The organism is Lentzea sp. NBRC 102530, assembly GCF_030269365.1.
Classification (GTDB): Bacteria; Actinomycetota; Actinomycetes; order Mycobacteriales; family Pseudonocardiaceae; genus Lentzea.
In genome coordinates this window covers 1-18,467 of the sequence record NZ_BSTF01000024.1, presented here as the reverse complement: position 1 = coordinate 18,467, position 18,467 = coordinate 1, and the positions used below count along the sequence as shown (strand labels likewise).

The following is an 18,467-nucleotide window of genomic DNA, read 5'->3' as shown; positions in this document are numbered from 1 at the left end:
TGTAACAATACCGCCTCCAGCTGACGTTACCGGTATCGGCACACCCTGAGCAGCGATCTTCGAGTGCTGGGTGCTGTGCGTCTTGCGCAGAGTGCAATCTGGCCTACCGTGCTTGGTTCTGCCGGAGTTCACCAAAACTTTGAGTGTCCCGGCAGTCGGTCGCGGCGGCTCCGCGAGTCGTTGGCTCTTTGTGCAGAACCAGCCCCAGAGCGTCGGCCTCACACCAGCTGTTCCGGGCGACGCCTCCCGCGCAGGACCGCGCTGCCTCGTCGAGGTCTCCGCCGAGTTGTTCGCGCAGTCCAGGGCATGGGGCGGCACACCATGAAGCTCGCGATACCGCGCTCGGTGAAGTTCGTCGAGTTCATGACGCCCGACCTGCTCGGCCGATTCATCGGCGACCTTCTCGCGCAGCGAAACGATCCCTCACCCGTCAAGAGGAAGGTCGACGACAACTTTGTGGCGGTACGCAGCTGAGAACCACGACGTACCGCCGCGCAGCTGGACCAGGTCGACCGCGTCGCACCTGCGACTCGCGGCCCTCACGGCTGCTCTACCGCTGTGCGTCTTTCAACAGGGCCAGGAACTCCGCCCGAGTGCTGTCGATGCGCGTGCTCAGTTCCAGCAACGCCGCACTCGTGCCCGCCTCCCGTTCCGCACGGGCCACCGTGCGGGCCTCCTCGAACTGGCCGCGCAGCAACGTCGCGAGCTGCCCGTCGAAAGCGGCCGGGTCCGCGTGCGCGGCGGCGGCCAGTTCGGCGGCCGTGATCATGCCGGGCATGTCGTGGCCCTCGTGCTGGTCGCTCTCCGGCTTGCCCGCCTCGGCGAGCACCGCCCGCACCTGCGCGAGTTCGTCCCGGTAGCGGGCCTCGACCTGCTCCGCCAACGGCCGCAACGCCGAGTCCGGACGGCTCGCGGTGAGCGCGAGCGCGGCGAGCGCCGACTCGTTCTGCGGGATCAGCAGGTCCGCGAACGCCAGGTCGGTGGCGGACAACGTGACCTGTGGTGTCCCGGCCGGAACTTCGGCCGGGACACCACAGGCCGTCACCGCGAGGAGCACCGCGATGAGGAGTGCTCGCACTACGGGCGCCCGTCCGGCCCACACTTGACGATCCGGTTGATGCAGTCGCGCACCCGTTGCGCCATCTCGGCTTCCGGCCACACGTTGAAGAAGTCGCCGTGCATGGTGAACCCGGGCCCGGACGACAGCTTGAACCGCGCCGGGTCCCCGTTGACCGGGTACCGCAGCACCTGCCGCAGCTTCGGCACGGGCACCGGGTGCGTGGCCGGGCACTCGGCGTTGACCGGGTACGCCATGTGGCTCTTGTGGTCGGCCGAGTCGAGGTCCTTGCCGTTCCAGCACTGCGGGAAGTCCAAGTAGGACTCCATCATCGTGCCGGCGGGGCAGTTCACGAAGTCCTTCGACGCACCGACGTGACCGGCGTGCAGGCACGACCACCGCGACATCGTCGAGCCGTCCGGCGCGGTCGCCTTGGCGTTGCCCGCGACGATGCGCAACCCGTGCGGCAACGGCTGGATGCGCGCCGTCACGTCATCGCGCACACCTTCGCCGAGGTAGTAGAACGTGGTGCCCGTCGGCTCGACCGGCTGGCCGTCGACCAGCAGCGTGGGCACCCAGTACGACGAGAGGTCGATCTTCGGGTTGCAGCTGCTGCGCCCCTTCTCCAGGCTCGTGACGTCCGAACGCGCGTTCGTCGAATCGTTGCCGAAGAAGCTGTGCAGGTGCGAGGCGCCCGGAAGGTTGGGCAGCACGATCGGGTCGTCGGGGAGCCGGTGCGTGAAAGGACACTCCGCGATGAACTCCGCCACGCGCACGGCGTTCGGCGGAATCGGCTCCTGCGGCCTCACCGGAACGGCGGCCTTCGTGGTCTCGGCCGGCGCCGAGGACGTCACGGCCGGCGCGGCCGCAGCGCTGGTGGTGGTCGTCGTGCCCGCCAGCGAGGGCGGCACAACGGTGGTCGGGAGGGCCTGGTCGGCGTGCGGAATCGCGGGCGGGGTGAAGAACATCGCGTTCGCGGTCACGGCGGAGGCCGCGACACCGGCCACGGCGAGCGCGGCGATCCACACGCGACGCCGCACCCGTGAACTGGGGACGAGGGGCATTGACATCCTTCCGGGCAGGGGAGACCGGCACGGGCCGGTCCGGTGTCTTCTGCTCAGGAGATGCCCAGGTCACCGGCGGATAACGGAAACTTCCCGACTTTTCGGAACGCCCTTCACCTCCTTGGCCGCCGACGACGACCAAAGCGGCTGTGCCTGCAGTTCGGAGCGCAGCGAGGTCCCGTCACCGCGGTGCGAGCTCGGTGAGGACGCGACGGGCCGTGTCGTCGTTCTGGCGGAAGAACGGGGCGTTGCGGTTCGGCCGGGACAGCGCGCCCAACGCCCCTCCGTCCGCGAACAGGCCCATCGCCAGCCGGCGCGGGTGGCCGGGGACCTGGAAGGTGTCCGGGTCGACGGGCACGCGGGGACGGTCCTGCGCCAGCGGGGTGAGCAACGCGTGGGTCCGCGCGTCGGGATCGGGCAGGCGGGCCTCGACGAAGTGGCGTGCCGTCACCTCGGCCGGGAGCGAGTCCGTCCTCGCGCTGAACGAGTCGGACGTGCGGGTGACGTGCATCCCGGCGCCCAGGAAGTGCAGCACGCCCGCTCGCGCCAGCGCTCGGAGTTGCTCCACGCGGTGCGGGGGAGGACCGGAGCCCACGTAGGCGGCGAAACGCGACAGCACGGCGGACGTCCTCGCGGTCGCCGGGGTCGCGGGTGCCTGTGCGAGCACGTCGCTCACGGTCAGCAGGCCGTGCAGCACCGCGGCGTGCGCGCTGTGCCGGGGGCTGGTCGCGCGGGCCACGGCTCGGCCGAGGTGGTCGAGCATCCACGTGTCCAGTGCGTGCTGGCCGGCGAACCCGGCCGTCAGGGGAGCGCGCAGGAAGCTCAGGTCCGCGCGGTCCTCCTCGGCCGGCACGGCCTGGGAGACGAGGTCTTCCAGGGCCGGGTCGGTCACCGGCAGCGAGGCGAACCGGGGCGCGAAGTCGGCCCAGGGCAGGCGGGTGCGGCCGGGGTGGGCGGCGAACAACTCGCGGTAGTGCGCCCACAGCATCTCCTGGCACGCGGCGCCGACCAGTTCGCCCGCACGGTCGGACCGCGCGAGCAGGTCCGGCGTGAAGAACCTGGGTGCCGGGTCCGCCAGCGGGGGGAGCAGCGGCTTCGGCAGATAGGGCACACCGCGGCGGGAACCCGCGTGCAGCACCGGTTCCCGGCCGCTCGGGTGGTAGGTCAGCGTGCCGTCCTCGCGGGTGAACCGCCCGCCGCGGCCCTCGGTGAGGAGCACGGCGAGGTCGACGAACGCCAGGCCCAGACCGGACACCAGCACCGGCTCGCCCGCGGGAAGCACGTCCAGGTCCTCGTCGCCGGGGCACGCCGGGCCCAGGTACGTGCCACCGATGCGGGCGGCGAACTCCTCGTGCGCCCGCTGTTCCTCGGTGCGATGACCGCCCACGTTCCCTTGCGCCATCACGACCACATCGGCGACCACGCGTGAGCCGTCGGCCAGCGCCACGGTGTCGCCGGAGAGCTCCACCGCACTCGTCCGGTGCACGACAACCTTGGCGTGGGAGGGAAAAGCGCGCACCGCCCGGTCGAAGCACCAGCTCAGGTAGGCGCCGCCCAGCCGGCGCGTCGGGAAGTCGTCCCCGTGCAGGCCTGCCCACTCCGCGAGCGTCGGGCCCGGCGTGATCGGACCGGCGCAGCGCACGCTCGAGTCGGGGAACATCGTGACGTCGCCCGCGCGCGAGTTCATCAGCATCAACGGCGACTGCTCCGGCCGCCACACCCGGCCCGCCCCGGCGGGGTGCGGGTCGATCACGTGGACCTCGAACCCGGACGGGAGCAGGCCGGCGTTGGCGGACAGGCGTTCCAGCAACCCCGTGCCCCGCGGCCCGGCGCCGATGATGGCGAGCACGGCCGTCATACGAGCACCGCCGGCTCCTCCGCGGGGACCGGCCGGCGGGTGGTCGTCACCGCGCGCAGCAACGGCACGCAGCCGACCAGCGCCAGACCCGCACACGCCCACACGGTCGGACGCAGACCGATCGCGTCGGCGACGACGCCACCTCCGAGCGCGCCGAGGATCTGCGCCGCCGTGGCGATCGTGCGCAGGCTCGCGATGGCACGGCCCAGCGCGTTCTCGGGCACCAGTTCGGTCAGCGCGCCGCTCAGGCCGACGTTGGCGATCGCGCCGAACACGGTCGGCAGCGCGAGGCCCAGCACGGCGATCGCGAGCGCGACGGGCAACGGGCCGCTCGCCGACGGCAGCACGAACGCGGCGCAGACCGTGCCCACACTGCCCAGCACGGCCAGGGAGTCCAGGCTCATCCGCTCCGCCAGCCGTCCCGCCGCGAGCGACCCGGCGAGTCCGGCCAGACCGCTGATCGCGAACAACGCGCCGTAAAGCCCCAGCGGCACCGAGAGTTCGCGGAGCAGGAACGGTGCCGCGACGGTCGCGAGCGCGCCGACGCTCATCGACCGCACGGCCGTGAACACGCCGAACGTCCGCAGGAACGGGTACTTCGCCACCTGGCGGAAGCCCTCGCCGATCTCGCGCCGCACCGAGCGCGGTGCGTCCGCGGGCGGGGGCGGCGCGCCCTGGTCGGGCGCGGTGATCCTGGTCAGCAGCACCAGACTCACGAGGTAGGTCATCGCGTCGACCACCAGCGCGACGGCACCGCCCAGCACGGCGATCAGCACGCCCGCGAGCGCCTGCCCGGCCGTGCGGGCGCCGTACTCGCCCGTCTGCAGACGGGCGCGGCCGGAGGTCAACCGGTCGGGCGGGACGAGGCTGCGCAGGTGCGTGAAGTAGACGGTCTCGACGACGGTGGCGATGCAGCCGAGCACGAAGCACAGCCCGGCGAGCCACCAGATCGTCGCGACACCGGTCCCGACGCCCAGCGCCACGCACAGCACCAGCGCGGCGGCTGCGGCGTTGCAGCCGATCAGCACGCGGCGGGGCCTGCGCAGGCGGTCGCCGATGACGCCGGCCAGCAGGCCGAACACGCAGGCGGGCAGCACCGCGGCCGCGCTGACGAAGCCGAGCTCGCTCGGCGACGCGTTGAACACGATGACGCCCATCGTGGCGATCGCCATCGTGGTGAACGTCGACCCGAACGTCGAACTGACCTCGGCCGACCAGTAGTAGCGGAAATCGCGGCTCATGCGGCACCCCCTGCAGGAAGGTCCAGTGCGGAAAAGGCATCGGGGCGGAGAGCGGGGAAATCCCCGCTCCCGCCCCGTGGCATGGCGTGACCCGTGAGGGCCGGATCAGCAGACGATGCTGGCGGTGCTCTTGTCGGGGGCGACGACGCCGTGCTCGGTGTAGCCCGGCTCCGACTTCTCGTCGTCGGCGAGGTTCTGCAGCTCGTTGACGTCAGACATGACGGTCTCCTTCGGTGTCGGGAAGTGCCTGGTGTGCTGGAGTAAGAGCTGGTGGAGCGAGATCAGCAGACGATGCTGGCGGTGCTCTTGTCCGGCGCGATCTCGACCGGGTTGGTGAAGCCGGCCTCGGTGTTCTCGTCGTCCGCGAGGTTCTGGAGCTCGTTGATGTCCGACATTGCTGTCTCCTTCGGTCGTGCTTACCGCTCGGCCGGGTGGCCGAGGGCGAACAGGGGGTCCGGGTGGTCGCCGAGCACAGCGGCGAGCGCCGTCAGCACCCCGGCGGACCCGAACCACAGGTCGCCGCTGAGCCTCAGGGCGTGCTCGCCGGGCACGTACGTCCCGGTCCGGTGCGGCACGGCGTAGAGGAACAGCCGCTGTGCCAACGTCTTCGCGCGGTCCAGGGAGGCCTGGTCGCCGTGCCTGCGGCCGTGGTCGTGCAGGGCGAGGCTGATCCCCGCCATGCCGTCTAACAGGCCGCCGTAGTGGGTGAACGAGCAGTGGAGGCCCGTCAGCAGACCGGGGATCGCGGCGGCGACGCGGTCGTCACCGGTGGTGGCCAGGTAACGGCTCGCCACCACCAGCACGCCCGCGGTGCCGGTGCTCAGGTACGGCATCAGCCGGCGGTCGCGGTCCGAGACGGGGAACAGCAGCCCGCCCTCGGACAGCTCGGCGCGGTCCAGTTCGGCCGTCAGCAGGTCCAGGCCCCGGTCGTGGTCGCCCAGTTCGTGCAGGAACAGGGCGAGCCCTGCCCGTCCGTCGACGAGGCCGACGGCGTTGCTCCAGCCGAGTCGTTCGATCAGCGCGGCGCCGTGCGGGATGCCCTCCGCGTGACGGCGCGCCCGGTCGAGGTGCGCGCTGTCGCCGGTGTGCCGGTGCAGCGCGAGGTGGGCGAGTCCGACACCGGCCGAACCGAAGCCGAGCGTCGCGGACCCGTGCAGCAGCGGGTGGTCGTCCGCCCGTGCCAGCAGCTCCTGGGCCGCGGCGATCTCGCCGTGTTCCGCGAGGACCCGGGCGATTCCCGCCTGGCCCGCGAGCAGGCCGGGAGGCAGGTCGTCGGCTTTCGCGAGAGCACGGGTGCGCAGGCGGTCCAGCAGCTCGCCGGACGGCGCGCCGGCGACGTGCAGGGCGTGCACGACACCGGCCAGGCCGTGACCGAAGCCGAGCTCGTTGGTGGCGTAGGAGCGCGGGCCCAGCGGCACGACACCGTCGGGGTGCTCGGTGGAGCGCAGGCCTGCGACGAGGCCGTCGTACAACCCTTGCAGGCAAGCGGAAGTCTCGCCGGTGGCACGGCGCACCCGCGTCGCCAGCTCCCACAACCGTTGCGGCACCAGGCCGCGGGGGTCGAGCTGCGCCTTGAGGTGCGTGAGCACACCGTGGTTCAGGTCGGCCGTCGTGTTGATCGGCGCGATCAACGCCAGCGCGATCGAGGAGAGCGCGTAGTCGTCGTAGCGCACCGGGTCGTCGGCGAACGCCAGCGGCTCGGCGGGGAAGAACCCCGGCGTGCCGATGGGCGTCAGCGGCCCGCCCAGCCGCGCGGCGGTCTCGAAGTCGATGAGCCTGACGCTGTCGTCGAAGTCGACGAGCACGTTGTCCGGGCTCAGGTCGATGAACGCGTAGCCGAAGCCGTGCAAGCGTTCCAGCTGCGCGGTCAGCTCGTCGACGATCTTCAGGGCCCGTGCGTAGTAGGACTCGAAGTCGGCGTCGGACGCCGTGGACCAGATGATCGGGTTGTGCTCGACCCACCACGAGCGCAGCGAGCGTCCCGGCACGAACTCGGTGACCAGGAACTCGTTCTCCAGGTGGCGGAAGTACCGCAGCGGCTCGGGGGCGAAGCCGGAACCGACGCGGTGCAACTCCCGCAGCACCTGGTACTCGTTGCGCAGCCGGTCCTGGCTCGCGCTGGTGGGGCTCACCAGGCCGTGGTGGCCCCGGCTCTCCTTGACGAACACCGTGCGCCCGGTCTCGACGTCGGTGCCCCGGTAGGCACCCCCGCCGTTGCTGTGGCGCAACGCCTTGTCGAACCGCACCCCGCCGAACTCCGGCGCACCGGAACGAGCCGGTGCGTCCACAGAGGACACGAGGAACGGGTCGGTGATCCCCTCCGGCGTGCTGAACCTCGTGCCGCGCACGTCCGGCACGCTCCGGCCGGCGGCGTCCAGCACCAGCAGCTCGTGCCCGCCCTGCGCGGTGAGCCTGCGCCGGGCGACGAACGCGCCGTAGCGGTAGTGCACGACCCGCGAGTCGCCGAACCTGCGGTCGCTCAGCACGAACGGGCCCTCCTCGCCGTCGAACGCGGCGGCGAGGTCGCGCATCAGCGCCTCGGCGGTCGCGGCGTCCGGCGGGTAGGCGGCGCAGAACTTGCCCGACTGGCTGCGTTCGGCGTGCTTGTGGTGCGTGACCACGAAGTACAGCGAGCAGCTCAGGTGCTTGAACCCCACGCCGTGCGCCGCGAAGATCGGCGCGGCGACGTCCAGCACGTGTTGCGCGCGGTCGGCGCGGGCCGACAGGTGGATCTTCCAGCCGTCGGTGACGCCGCCCAGCTTCTGCGGCGGGTACCAGGCCGTCCACACGTCCTGGTGGTGCTCGGTCCAGTCGGAGGGCAGGCCCGATGCCGCGTACTCGGTGCCGCGCCGGGTGGTGCGGCCCAGCGGTGCGTAGAAGTCCGGATCGGCGTGCACGAGTGAGATGCTCATTCCTCGATCCCCTTTCCGGAGTCTATTGGGCTTTTCCCTTGCTCTGGAAACAATTCTGCTGTTCCGCAACGCCGTCCGGAAGCGCGTCGAGCGTCAGCTTCCGGACGGCGCGCGGGCAACAAGATGACCCCGTTGCGGGGTAACGAAAAGGGCGGGCACCCGCGCAGGTGCCCGCCCTTTCCGTCCGCCGCCTGGTGGTGTGGTCTGGAACGTGGCGGTCACGTTCCGGGCGACACCATCAAGCCACTAGTCCCAGCCGAACGCGCCGATCACGTCGTCCTCTTCGATTCCGTTGCCGCCCTTGCGAAACATCATTCCTCCTGAACAGTGTCACCTGCTGTGGTCAGGTCCGGGTGAGTCTCAGTGCCGGGGAAGTCTCAGATCCAGCCGCGCCGGGCGGCCGCCATGCCGGCCTGGAACCGGCTGTCGGCGCCGAGGGAGTCCATCAGCCGCGCGATCCGGCGACGCAGGTGCCGCACGGACACACCGGTCTGCCGGGCGACCAGCTCGTCGGTGAGCCCCGAGGCGAGCATCCGCAGCACGGACCGGTCGTCGTCGGACACCACGTCGGCGGGTTCGGCGACGAAGTCCCTGGCGCCGTCCCAGAGCTGCCGGAACCGGGCGACGAGCTCGTTCACGATCCCCGGCTGGTGCACCACCAGCGCGCCCGAGCTGGTGTCGGCCGGGTCGGACGCGACGATCGCGATCCGCTCGTCCAGCACGATCAGCCGGGTGAGCGGGCCAGGCAGGAAGCGGATCTGCGCACCGGACGCCGAACGCTCGCCGAGCCGGGCGCGCGTGCGTTCGCCGCGCAGCACCCGCTCGTCGTAGATGATCCTCATCATCACCCCGCGCCCCAGGCTGCGGTTGTCGAGCCGCGACGCCTCCGCGCGGGCCGCCTCGCTCGACGCCCGCGCCGGCTGCACCGCGAACACGCTGGAGCGGGTGAAGAAGCACAGCTCGGCCAGCCGCTCGCGGATCCGTTCCGGCTCCGTGATGTGCTCGACCTCGACGGTGCGGGCGTCGTGCCGGAACCCCGCCGCGAGTCCCGCCAGCTCCGCCCGCGTGCCGCCGATCCTCTGCTGGCGGCGCAACGTCTCCTGCTCCAGCCGTTCGATCAGGTCCCCGATCACGACCTGGGGGTCGCCGGGGGCGTACCCGCACGGCGCGTCCGCGGCCAGCTCCAGCACGCCCAGGGCGAGCAGCCCGGCCAGCGCGTCCCGGACGGTCCCGGTGTCGGTGAGGGTGAGCGAGGCGAGGGTGCCCGTGTCCCGCGAGGGGTCGGCGAGCAGGCTGCGGTAAACGCTCTCCTGGACCGCGTCGAAGCCGAGGTCACTCAGCGACATGTCACCACCCCGATCAGTTTCCGTCGCTGCCAGAGACTCTGCGCCACCTGGTTGCGTCCTCACATGGGTAGTGGGTCCCCATATTCGCGTCCGGGTGTGCGGGTGGGGGTGGGGGGTGGGGGTGCACGCGCGAAAGCCCGGCCCCGCACGTGCGCGGGACCGGGCTTCTCCACGCGTGGTGGACTACTCGACGACCCAGGGACCGAAGGCCTGCAACGGTTCCTCGCACCGCGTCGCGTCACCGATGACGACGGCGGCGAGCAGTTTGGGGGCCAGCAGGTGCACCCCCACGTGGTAGATGTCGGACGCGGTCACCTCTGCCAGCAGGTCGGGGCTGCGTCGTATCCAGTCGAGGTCGAGGCCTACCCCCAGCAGCGTCACCAGGGTCGTGGCGAGGCCGGAGCGGGTGGCGATCGACATCGCGAGGTTGCCCGCCGCGTACTGGCGCACGTCCCGCAGTTCCTGGACGCTCGGCCGCAACGTCGACAGCCTGCCCAGCTCGTACCACATCTCCAGCAACGCGGGCGCGGTCACGTCGGTGGCGACGTCCGCCTCGATCACGAGCGTCGACCCGGCGGCGCTGTGCATGATCCGGCTGCGCGGGGTGTAGGTGTACCCCTTGTCCTCGCGGATGTTCGCCACCAGTCGAGACGAGAAGTACCCGCCGTAGATGAGGTTCGCGAGGTGCAACGCGGGGAACAGCGGGTCGTCGCGGCGCAGGGCCGGTCCGCCGATCCGGATCGACGACTGCACCGAACCGGGCCGGTGGAAGAGCCTCGACGCGCCCGCGGGGGCCTCGTCGGGCAACGGCGGCAGGTCCGGCACCGGCAGCCCGCCCGGCCGCCAGTCCGCGAAGTGCCGGTGCATCGCCCCGACCGCCTGATCGGGGTCGATCAGGCCCACGACGACCAGCACCGCGTGGTCCGGCACGACCCGTTCGGCGTGCAGCGCGCGCAACTGCTCGGCGGAGATCGCGTCGACCTCGGCACCCGTCGGCATGCTCGCGCCGTACGGGTGGTCGCCGTACAGGTGCCGGTGCAGGATCTCCCGTGCCCGCACGGCGGCCTGCGACCGTGCCGCCGTCAGCCGCGACGCGAGCCGCTTGCGTTCGGCCAGCACCTCGCGGTCCGGGAACGTCGCGTCCCGCACGAGCTCGGCCAGCACGGCCAGGAGGTCCTCGTACCGGTCTGCCAGGACCGTGCCGCTGAACAGCAACCGGTCGTGGTCGACCTCGGCGCGCAGGCTCGCTCCCAGCTCGCCGATGCGCTCGGCGAGCCCGATCCGGCCGGTCGCCCTGGTGCCCGCCAGCACCGTCTCCGAGAGCAGCCATGCGCGGGCCAGGTGCCCCGGCGCCATCGACCCGAACGGGATGCTCAGCCGGATCTCGGTCAGCGGCGCCCCCGGACGGTGCAACGCGAGCAGCCGCAACCCGTTGGCGCAGCGCTGTTCCGTGACGTCCGGGGAGACGATCTCCTGCCACGGCCGCAACCCCGGCACCACGCTCGCCGTCATGCCGCCTTCTCCTGGTACGAGGCGGGCAGCAGCTCCACCACTGCCCGGCGGTCCGGGGTGATCCGCGCGGCCGCCGCGGCCACCTGCTCGGCCGTGACGGCGGTGAGCAGGCCGGGCAGTTCACCGAGCAGTTCGGCACGGCCGTGCCGGAGCTCCAGCGACGCCAGTGCCTGCGTGCGCGCCAGCACCCCGTCCGTCTCGACCAGCAGCCGCGTGCTCAGCCTCGTCGCGATCCTGCTCAGCTCCCGTTCGGCAGGACCTTCCCGTGCGACCACCGCGAACTCCTCGGCGATCGCGTCCAGCACCTGCTGGGCGCTCGCGCCGGGAGTAAGCCGGGCGCTGGACACCAGTGCGGTCGGGTGGCCGGTGTCGAGCGGGTCGCCGAGCATGCCGAGGTAGCAGCGGTGGCTCGTGGCGAGGCCGTCCTGGCGCACCAGCCTGCGGTGCAGCCTGCACGCGGGACCGTCGTCCGACATCACGTCGGCGAGCAGCAGGTGCGGCAGGTACGCGTCGAACTCGGCGACCGGGTCGGGCACCCGCCACCCCGCGGCCACGGCGGGCAGCGGTGCGTGCGGGTCGTAGCGGACGGCACGTCGCTCGCCGACGAACTCCGGTTCCGCGAAGTCCGGCCGTGAAGGCCTGGGGCGGAACGGGATCGGCCCGAAGTGGCGTTCGACCATCGTGAGCGCCTCGTCCGCGTCGAAGTCGCCGCACAAGGTCAGCAACGCGTTCGCCGGCGCGTAGTACCGGTCGAAGAACTGCCGCGCGTCCTCGACCGTCGCCGAGTCCAGGTCGTCGAACGACCCGTACCCGTCGTGCGAGTTCGCGAAGCTGTCGAACAACACCCCCGGCAGCGTCACCCACGGGAAGCAGCCGTACGGCTTGTTGGTGACGTTGACGCGGATCTCCTCCTTGACGACGTCGATCTGCACGCGCAGGTTCTCCGCGTTCAGGTCGGGCGCCCGCATGCGGTCGGCTTCGAGGAACAGCGCGCGCTCCAAGGCGTTGCTGGGCAACACGTTGTGGTACTGCGTGTAGTCGAGGTGGGTGCTGCCGTTGAACACCCCGCCCGACGCCTGGACGTAGTGCGCGTGCTCGAGTTTCGGCAGCAGCTCCGAACCCTGGAACATCAGGTGCTCGAAGAGGTGCGCGAACCCCGTGCGCCCCTCGGGTTCGGAACGCATGCCCACGTCGTAGTGCACCGCGACGGCGACCACCGGCACGGTGCGATCGGGTGCGAGCAGCACTCGCAACCCGTTGGCCAGCCGGGTGCGGACCAGGTGATGAGGTCGATGCACGGCCGTCTCCTTCCGGTGCACGGTTTCTAGCGGAACGGAACGCAGAGGCCCGGAGTGGTCAGGTCCTCGTCGGCTTCGAGCAGTTCGATGAAGTTGGGCGCCGAGGGCGTCTCGTCGTCCTGCGGTTCGGGAGCGGTCATGTCACCTCCTTGCGCGCGCCGGCCCGGATGAGGTCGAGCACCCCGGCGTCGAGTGCGTCGGAGAACGCCTGGGCGCCAGGCGTCTCGCCGCCGCAGCGCCGCCACCGTTCGCGGGACCGCCCGTGGTAGCCGGAGTCGAGCCCGCCCACCGCGAGGTCCTCCTCGCCGACCGCGTCCCAGCAGCTGAACAACGTGCCGTCCGCGCTGACCACCGCGCCCAGCCGTCCGTCGGCCTCGGAGCAGAAGTCGCAGTGCTCGTCGCGCGGCCGCACGAGCCGGAAGCCCATCTCGACGGCCTTCGCGCACGCGTCGAGCGCCCGCCGCGCGGCCCGTGCCCGCGGTGCCGGGACGCCGGCGCCGTAGTCGAGCACGGGTGCGATCGCGAGGCTCGTCCGGCGCGCGTCGAGCACGCCGGCCACCTGGTCGAGGAGTTCGGTGAGGCGCGGCAGCACGTCCGGGGTCACGTTGAGGCGCAAGGTGAAGCGGATCGCGGTGTGTTCCTGCGCGGCCGCCACGTTGGCCAGGATGAGGTCGAACGTGGGCCGCCCGTTGAGCGGGATCCGGGACGCGTCGTGCCGTGCCCGCGGCCCGTCCAGCGTGACCTGGACGTGCCCGAGCCCCGCCTCGGCGAGCCTGACAGCCGTGCGCCGCGTGAGCAGCACCCCGTTGCTGACCAGGCCGGCGGTGACCCGCGTCCGCGCACCGAACGCCCGCAGCACCTGCAGACACCCGGCGGGGTTGAGCAGGGGTTCACCGCCGAACAACACCAGTTCGAGCCGGTCCACGCCCAGCGCGGCCATGCGCTGCTCGACGAACTCCCGGCACCTGGCGATGTTCGCCGCGTCGAGCCGGGCGGGCGAGATGCGCCGCCTGCCGTCCGGGGTGTTCTGGAAGCAGTAGGAGCACCCGAGGTTGCAGCCCGTGGCCGTCACGACGGTCAGGCTGTAGTGGTCGGGCTCCGGCACGCCGTCGACCCCGGCCGCGCGCACCTGCCTGCGGCCCTCCGCCGTGAGCGCACCGTCCACGACCAGCCCGTCCGGCAGCAACGCCGTGGCCGTCCGGCCGATGCACCACCAGCCGTGCTCGCCTCGCACCAGTCGCACGTCCCGCACCTCCCGCCGCGGTCTCCGGTGAGCGGCCTGGGCAGTGGGCCAGGCCGCCAGCGGTGAATCAGATCCCGTAGTAGTCGCCGAGGTCGTGGTAGCCACTGGTGCCGACGCAACGCACGTCCTGGTCGCCGTACTCGTCACCGAAGTCCGGAGTCTTGAGCATCTGATCCACCTCCTTCCGCTCGTGAATGACTCAACTCTCGCCCGGCGCGGAGGCGGGCGACAGCGAGTCACACGTCAGGTAGGGGACCTGGGGATGGCAGGTTGGTGACCTGGCCGCCGTCCCCCGTTCGTGAACGGACGGTTGCGCTCACCCGCGAGTGGGAATCTGACGCGGGTGACGATCGACCACGATGGGACGAGGCACGCGGACCTCGACCGTGACACGCGGGAGTTACTCGACCCGCACCACCACCGCGCGAGCATTCACGTCGGCGACCAGCTGATCGTCGACCCGGACCAGGTCCTCGCGAACGTCGCCCTGGCGATGGAGCGACTCGACCTCGACACCAGCACACCGGTCAGCATCGACGAGGACGTCGCGTCCATCGAGGAACTGGTCGCGCTGGTCGACCACTTCGAGCAGGGCCCGGCACTCATCGCCCACACCCTCAACACCGCCGCCCGCGTCATGAACGCCCGGTACCCCGCCGAGCCGGTGCACCGCCCGTTGCCGAGCGACTGCGACCTCCGCCGGTTGTTCCACGCCGACGTCGACGAACGGAGCCAGGACATCGCCCGGGCGGTGTTCAACCGGCGACTCGCGCGGATGGCGGACGTGAGTGCCGCGGAGATCGCGGTGGACGTCCACGAACTGACCTCGCAGCAGCGGATCGAGGTGTTCATGGCGGTGTTCTTCCTCTACGGCACGAAGGTCGGGGCGTTGCAGAACCGCACCGGCATCCGGTGAGGCCTTCGCGTCCGGCGGCGTGAGACGGCAGCTCGTCCTGACTCCTCGCCGTGCCCTATGGTCAATAGGTACTCGCCTACTACCTGTAGGCTCGGGTTCATGCGTGTTCCCCTGAGCGCCGAGGCCGTCATCGCCGACGCGGCGGCCCTCGCGGACGAGGCGGGCTTCGAGAGCGTGTCCCTGTCCGCCGTCGCCCGGCGCCTCGGCGTGCAGGCGCCCAGCCTGTACTCGCACGTCCGCGACCTGGAGGCGGTGCGGGACGGCATCACGGCGCTCGCGCTCGGCGAGTTGGCGGACCTCGTCGCGGCGGGCATCGCGGGGCGGGCCGGCCTGCCCGCCCTGCAGGCCTACAGCGCGGCTCACCGGACCTTCGCGCGCCGGTGGCCGGGGCGCTGGCAGTCGTTGCAGCGCCGGGCGGGTGAGGCCGTCGTCCGCTCGGCGGCCGCGCGGGCCGTCAGCGCGCAGGCGGGCGCGGTGCTCAGGGGGTATCCGGTGCCGCAGGAGGAGCACGTGCACGCGGTGCGGCTGCTGGGCAGCACGATCAACGGTTTCCTGGCGCTCGAACGCACCGGCAACTTCGACCACAGCTCCCCGGCCCCCGAGGTGAGCTGGGACCGGACCGTGGTCGCTCTCGACGCGCTCCTGCGGGCCTGGCCCGAGAACTCCCGAGGGGACGAGGCATGATCACCACACCGTTGACCGGCGCGCTCGTGCACGGCGTCGCCGAGCTGGAGGAGACCGGGCGCGGCGTGCGGCCGCACCGCCTGCCCGCGTGGGTGCGCGACCGGTTTCCCGACCCGCAGCTGATGGGCGCGCAGAGCCAGCCCTCCGGCGTGCGCGTGGTGGTGGAAACCGCCGCACGCGTCATCGAACTGGTCCTGCACCCCACCCGCGTCGCCTACCGCGGCATCGAGAGGCCCCGCGGCAGCGTCGACCTGTCCGTCGACGGCGAGGTGGTCGCCACCGCCCAGCTCGACGGCGGCGACCGCGTCGAGGTCGACCTGGCCACGGGTGCCTCGCAGGTCCACACAGGACCGGCGAGCACGATCCGGTTCGACGGTCTCGGCGGCGGTGCCAAGCTGGTCGAGATCTGGTTGCCCCACAACGAAGGGCTGGAGATCGTCGCGCTGCGCACGGACGCGCCGGTGCGTCCGGCGAGCACCGGGCGGCGGCTCTGGCTGCACCACGGCAGTTCGATCAGCCACGGCTCGAACGCGGCCACGCCGACCGCGACCTGGCCCGCCGTCGCCGCTCGCCTGGGCGGCGTCGACCTGCACAACCTCGGCTTCAGCGGCAGCGCGCACGCGGACCAGTTCGTCGCCCGCGTGATCCGCGACCGGCCCGCCGACCTCATCAGCGTGAAGCTCGGCATCAACGTGGTGAACTTCGACGCGATGAGGTTGCGCGCCTTCGTGCCGGCCGTCCACGGCTTCCTGGACACGATCCGCGACGGTCTCCCGAACACGCCGCTGGTGCTGGTGTCGCCCCTGTTCTGCGGAATCCACGAGGACACCCCGGGGCCGGGGGAGATGCGCACCGACGAGAGGGGAGGCGTCACCTTCGCGGCCACCGGTCCGCACGGACCGGCACCCCAGCTGACACTGCGGATCATCCGCGAGGCGTTGGCATCGCTCGCGGAACGGCGGCAGGACGACCCGAACCTGCACCACCTCGACGGCACCCTGCTGTACGGGGAACAGGATGCCGTCACGCATCCGTTGCCGGACGCACTGCACCCGGACACGGCCACGCACGCGGTGATCGGTGAGCGCTTCGCCCGATACGCCTTCGCAGCGGGCGGCCCGTTCGCGCACTAGGCCCTTGGCCGGAAGTCCTGTCGGCGATCGCGGCACACGGAGGACCGGGCGGACTCCGCGCTGTCCACAATGGAAAGGCGTCTACGCTCCGACGACGTGCTCCGTCACCGGAGCCGTCACCGCGTGAGGCCGTGTCCATGACGCCGCCGCCGTCGTCGCGGACCGAAGTGCAGACGAATCTTCCTGATCGAACCGCGTTGTCCTGCTGACGGGTCTGTCGCTGAGCTTTGCTGGTTTCCTGAGCTGCGGCCGTTTCGAGCGAACGGAGGACAGCCCGTGCCTGCTGGACGGACGTCCGCCTGCCTGGCTCTGCTGCTGCTCGGTTCCGCCTGCGCGGGCACTCCGGAACCGGTGGTGGGTACGCCATCCGGCAGCGCTGCGGTGTCCTCAGGGGTGGGCGGCACGACGTCGCTGCGAACGGCAGGGGCACAGCTGACGGTCGCCCTGCGCCTGCAACCCGGCAGGCCCGGGCTCGCGTTGCTGGCCGCCACCAACTCCGGTCACGCCTCGGTCATCCTGCCCGCCTGGCCGAGGCTGAGCTTCGCCACCACGACCGGTGCCGTGGCGGAAGTGGTCGTTCAGCAGATGCCGCTGCCCCAGGCGCCGCGCCCGGTCGAGTTGCCACCTGGTCAGACGGCCTACGCGGGCGTGAGGCTCCTGCTGGACGACAGGGAACGCATCGTTGCGATCAGGTCGGTCGACGTCCGCTTCGGTGACGACCTCGCGGTGCCTGCCACGATCGTCGCCACCACCGGGGAGCCGCTCGCGGACACGAGCAGGCTCAAGACGCGTGAGGCCAGGATCGGCACGCTGCAACGGACGGAGCGAGGCGTGTTCGCGGGCCTGTGACAGGACTTCGCCGCCGCGCGAGGATCGCGCAGGTGGCTCTCGCCGCTCAGACGGCCTGCTCGGGCTGATCCGTGCCGATGTCGTTGACCGAACGCGCATCTTGCTGGATGCGGCTCATTTGCCGTCGTACGTTCGCTTTCGGACGCGGTGGGAAGTGGTCGTGCCCGGGAGGAATCGGAGGGCGGAGAGGGAATGGGCGTTTCATCACGGAGGATGCCGGGGAGTTCGGTCGCTGTGCCTCTCTCGTCACTCGAGGTCGATTTCATCGAGAACGCGGTGCTGATGATGCTCCGGCGAGGAATTCGCCAGTTCGTCGACGTGGGGCCCCGCTCGCCGGGGGAGAACGACGTGCACGGCCTCGCCTCGTACCTCCACCCCGGTTCGGTGGTCGTCCGCGTCGGCGACGACCTGGTCCCCGGTGGCAGGAGCGGGGAGCCGCAGGACGAGCGCGACAGCACCGCGCGCCTGCCGCGCGCAGATGAGACCGAAGTGGACGAAGTGCTCGCGGAGTGCTTCGCGGCCCGTCTGCTGGATCGGGAACGACCGGTGGGCGTGGTCGCCGTGGGAGCGGCCGACAGGAACGACCCGTGGTGCTCTCCGGCGTCGATGATGGCCCGCTGCAACGCTTTGCTGCGTGCCGACAGCATGGTCGCGGTGACCCGTCGCGTGCCCGGCCTTCCGGGAACGGGTGCTGCCGGCCCCACCGTCGTCGAGGAGCTGTCGGAGATGTTCGACGGACTCGTCCTGGTGAAGCCGGGACTGGTGCGGCTACCGCACTTCTGGCCGGGATCCAGCAGCCGGAACCGTGCCGGCGACACGGCGCGCGGTCAGGGAGTGCTGGCGGGGATCGCGTTCAAACCAGGTAGGCCGCGCGTCGTCCGATCCGCGATGGGGTGAGTCGGCCGCGACTCCCGCGATGAGTCCCGCGACGTGACCGGGCCGGCTTCTCGACGACGCTGGAGCAGGAACCGGCGTCCGGACCTGGAAGTGCTACCGGACGTTCGTCCACGGTTCGGCGCGCGTTAGGTCAGAAACGCGGTTTCCCAGGCAGATCAGAACTAGAGTCCGTCTTGGCTCATGCAGAAGAGCAATGTCGCGCGAACGATCAGCGCGGCGGGCATGCTGCTCGCCACCACCGCGTTGGGCATGATCGACGATCAAGACACGCGGTCAGCCAAGATCATGCCGCCGCCGAGGTGCGGGTTCATCGCCCTGCCGCAAGCGGCGGGTGAGCTCACGGCCCGCTACTTCCACTGCGGCAACAGCTTCATCCTCATCAAGTTCCACTGGAGCACCGGCACCACCGGAACCGCGTGCGTGCCACCGCACGGCCAGATCCCCTTCTACAAAGACG

The 18,467-nt window shown here is 71.4% G+C and carries 16 protein-coding genes; 7 read left to right on the top strand and 9 right to left on the bottom strand.

All coding sequences use genetic code 11. The annotated features are described in order from the left end of the window. Nucleotides 1-306: 306 nt before the first annotated feature. On the top strand, nucleotides 307-474 hold the full coding sequence (locus QSK25_RS40725) for a hypothetical protein (RefSeq protein WP_285646589.1): 168 nt from the start codon (nucleotides 307-309) through the stop codon (nucleotides 472-474). A 76-nt stretch (nucleotides 475-550) separates the two neighbouring features. On the opposite strand, the gene QSK25_RS40720 is transcribed toward QSK25_RS40725, so the two are convergent. The 9 genes from QSK25_RS40720 to QSK25_RS40680 all read right to left on the bottom strand — a co-directional run bounded on the left by QSK25_RS40720 (nucleotide 551) and on the right by QSK25_RS40680 (nucleotide 13,531). Then, on the bottom strand, nucleotides 551-1,078 hold the full coding sequence (locus QSK25_RS40720; RefSeq protein WP_285646587.1) for a DUF305 domain-containing protein: 528 nt from the start codon (nucleotides 1,076-1,078) through the stop codon (nucleotides 551-553). Then, a complete protein-coding gene (locus tag QSK25_RS40715; protein WP_285646585.1) occupies nucleotides 1,078-2,121 on the bottom strand; it encodes a DUF1996 domain-containing protein in 1,044 nt (347 codons plus the stop codon). Before QSK25_RS40715 ends, QSK25_RS40720 begins: the two co-directional genes overlap by 1 nt. Nucleotides 2,122-2,302: 181 nt before the next feature. Continuing rightward, nucleotides 2,303-3,979 carry an FAD/NAD(P)-binding protein gene (locus QSK25_RS40710; protein ID WP_285646580.1) on the bottom strand — a complete coding sequence of 559 codons (1,677 nt, stop codon included), beginning with the start codon at nucleotides 3,977-3,979 and terminating at the stop codon, nucleotides 2,303-2,305. Then, nucleotides 3,976-5,220 carry an MFS transporter gene (locus QSK25_RS40705; protein ID WP_285646578.1) on the bottom strand — a complete coding sequence of 415 codons (1,245 nt, stop codon included), beginning with the start codon at nucleotides 5,218-5,220 and terminating at the stop codon, nucleotides 3,976-3,978. Before QSK25_RS40705 ends, QSK25_RS40710 begins: the two co-directional genes overlap by 4 nt. 416 nt (nucleotides 5,221-5,636) lie before the next feature. Further along, on the bottom strand, nucleotides 5,637-8,132 hold the full coding sequence (gene lanKC, locus QSK25_RS40700; protein ID WP_285646576.1) for a class III lanthionine synthetase LanKC: 2,496 nt from the start codon (nucleotides 8,130-8,132) through the stop codon (nucleotides 5,637-5,639). Nucleotides 8,133-8,509: 377 nt separating this feature from the next. Beyond that, complete coding sequence (locus QSK25_RS40695; protein ID WP_285646574.1) at nucleotides 8,510-9,478, bottom strand: hypothetical protein; 969 nt, start codon at nucleotides 9,476-9,478, stop codon at nucleotides 8,510-8,512. A gap of 183 nt (nucleotides 9,479-9,661) precedes the next feature. Beyond that, on the bottom strand, nucleotides 9,662-10,990 hold the full coding sequence (locus QSK25_RS40690) for a M16 family metallopeptidase (protein ID WP_285646572.1): 1,329 nt from the start codon (nucleotides 10,988-10,990) through the stop codon (nucleotides 9,662-9,664). Next, on the bottom strand, nucleotides 10,987-12,288 hold the full coding sequence (locus QSK25_RS40685) for a M16 family metallopeptidase (RefSeq protein WP_285646569.1): 1,302 nt from the start codon (nucleotides 12,286-12,288) through the stop codon (nucleotides 10,987-10,989). The genes QSK25_RS40690 and QSK25_RS40685 overlap by 4 nt, the downstream gene beginning before the upstream one ends. Before the next feature lie 136 nt (nucleotides 12,289-12,424). Continuing rightward, on the bottom strand, nucleotides 12,425-13,531 hold the full coding sequence (locus tag QSK25_RS40680; protein WP_285646567.1) for a radical SAM protein: 1,107 nt from the start codon (nucleotides 13,529-13,531) through the stop codon (nucleotides 12,425-12,427). 343 nt (nucleotides 13,532-13,874) lie between these two features. Here QSK25_RS40680 and QSK25_RS40675 point away from each other — a divergent pair, with 343 nt between their 5' ends. The 6 genes from QSK25_RS40675 to QSK25_RS40650 form a co-directional block, all read left to right on the top strand. Continuing rightward, nucleotides 13,875-14,447, top strand: a complete 573-nt coding sequence (locus tag QSK25_RS40675; RefSeq protein WP_285646565.1) for a hypothetical protein — start codon at nucleotides 13,875-13,877, stop codon at nucleotides 14,445-14,447. 99 nt (nucleotides 14,448-14,546) lie between these two features. Further along, nucleotides 14,547-15,131, top strand: a complete 585-nt coding sequence (locus QSK25_RS40670; RefSeq protein ID WP_285646564.1) for a TetR-like C-terminal domain-containing protein — start codon at nucleotides 14,547-14,549, stop codon at nucleotides 15,129-15,131. After that, nucleotides 15,128-16,264 (top strand): GDSL-type esterase/lipase family protein, encoded by a 1,137-nt coding sequence (locus QSK25_RS40665; protein ID WP_285646562.1) that lies wholly within the window; start codon nucleotides 15,128-15,130, stop codon nucleotides 16,262-16,264. Before QSK25_RS40670 ends, QSK25_RS40665 begins: the two co-directional genes overlap by 4 nt. 276 nt (nucleotides 16,265-16,540) lie before the next feature. After that, nucleotides 16,541-17,113 carry a DUF4232 domain-containing protein gene (locus QSK25_RS40660; RefSeq protein ID WP_285646560.1) on the top strand — a complete coding sequence of 191 codons (573 nt, stop codon included), beginning with the start codon at nucleotides 16,541-16,543 and terminating at the stop codon, nucleotides 17,111-17,113. Nucleotides 17,114-17,347: 234 nt separating this feature from the next. Then, the gene (locus QSK25_RS40655; RefSeq protein WP_285646558.1) at nucleotides 17,348-18,010 is read left to right on the top strand and encodes an SAM-dependent methyltransferase; all 663 of its coding nucleotides are present in this window, start codon (nucleotides 17,348-17,350) and stop codon (nucleotides 18,008-18,010) included. 180 nt (nucleotides 18,011-18,190) lie between these two features. After that, on the top strand, nucleotides 18,191-18,467 hold a 277-nt coding region (locus tag QSK25_RS40650), incomplete at its 3' end, for a DUF6355 family natural product biosynthesis protein (protein WP_285646557.1).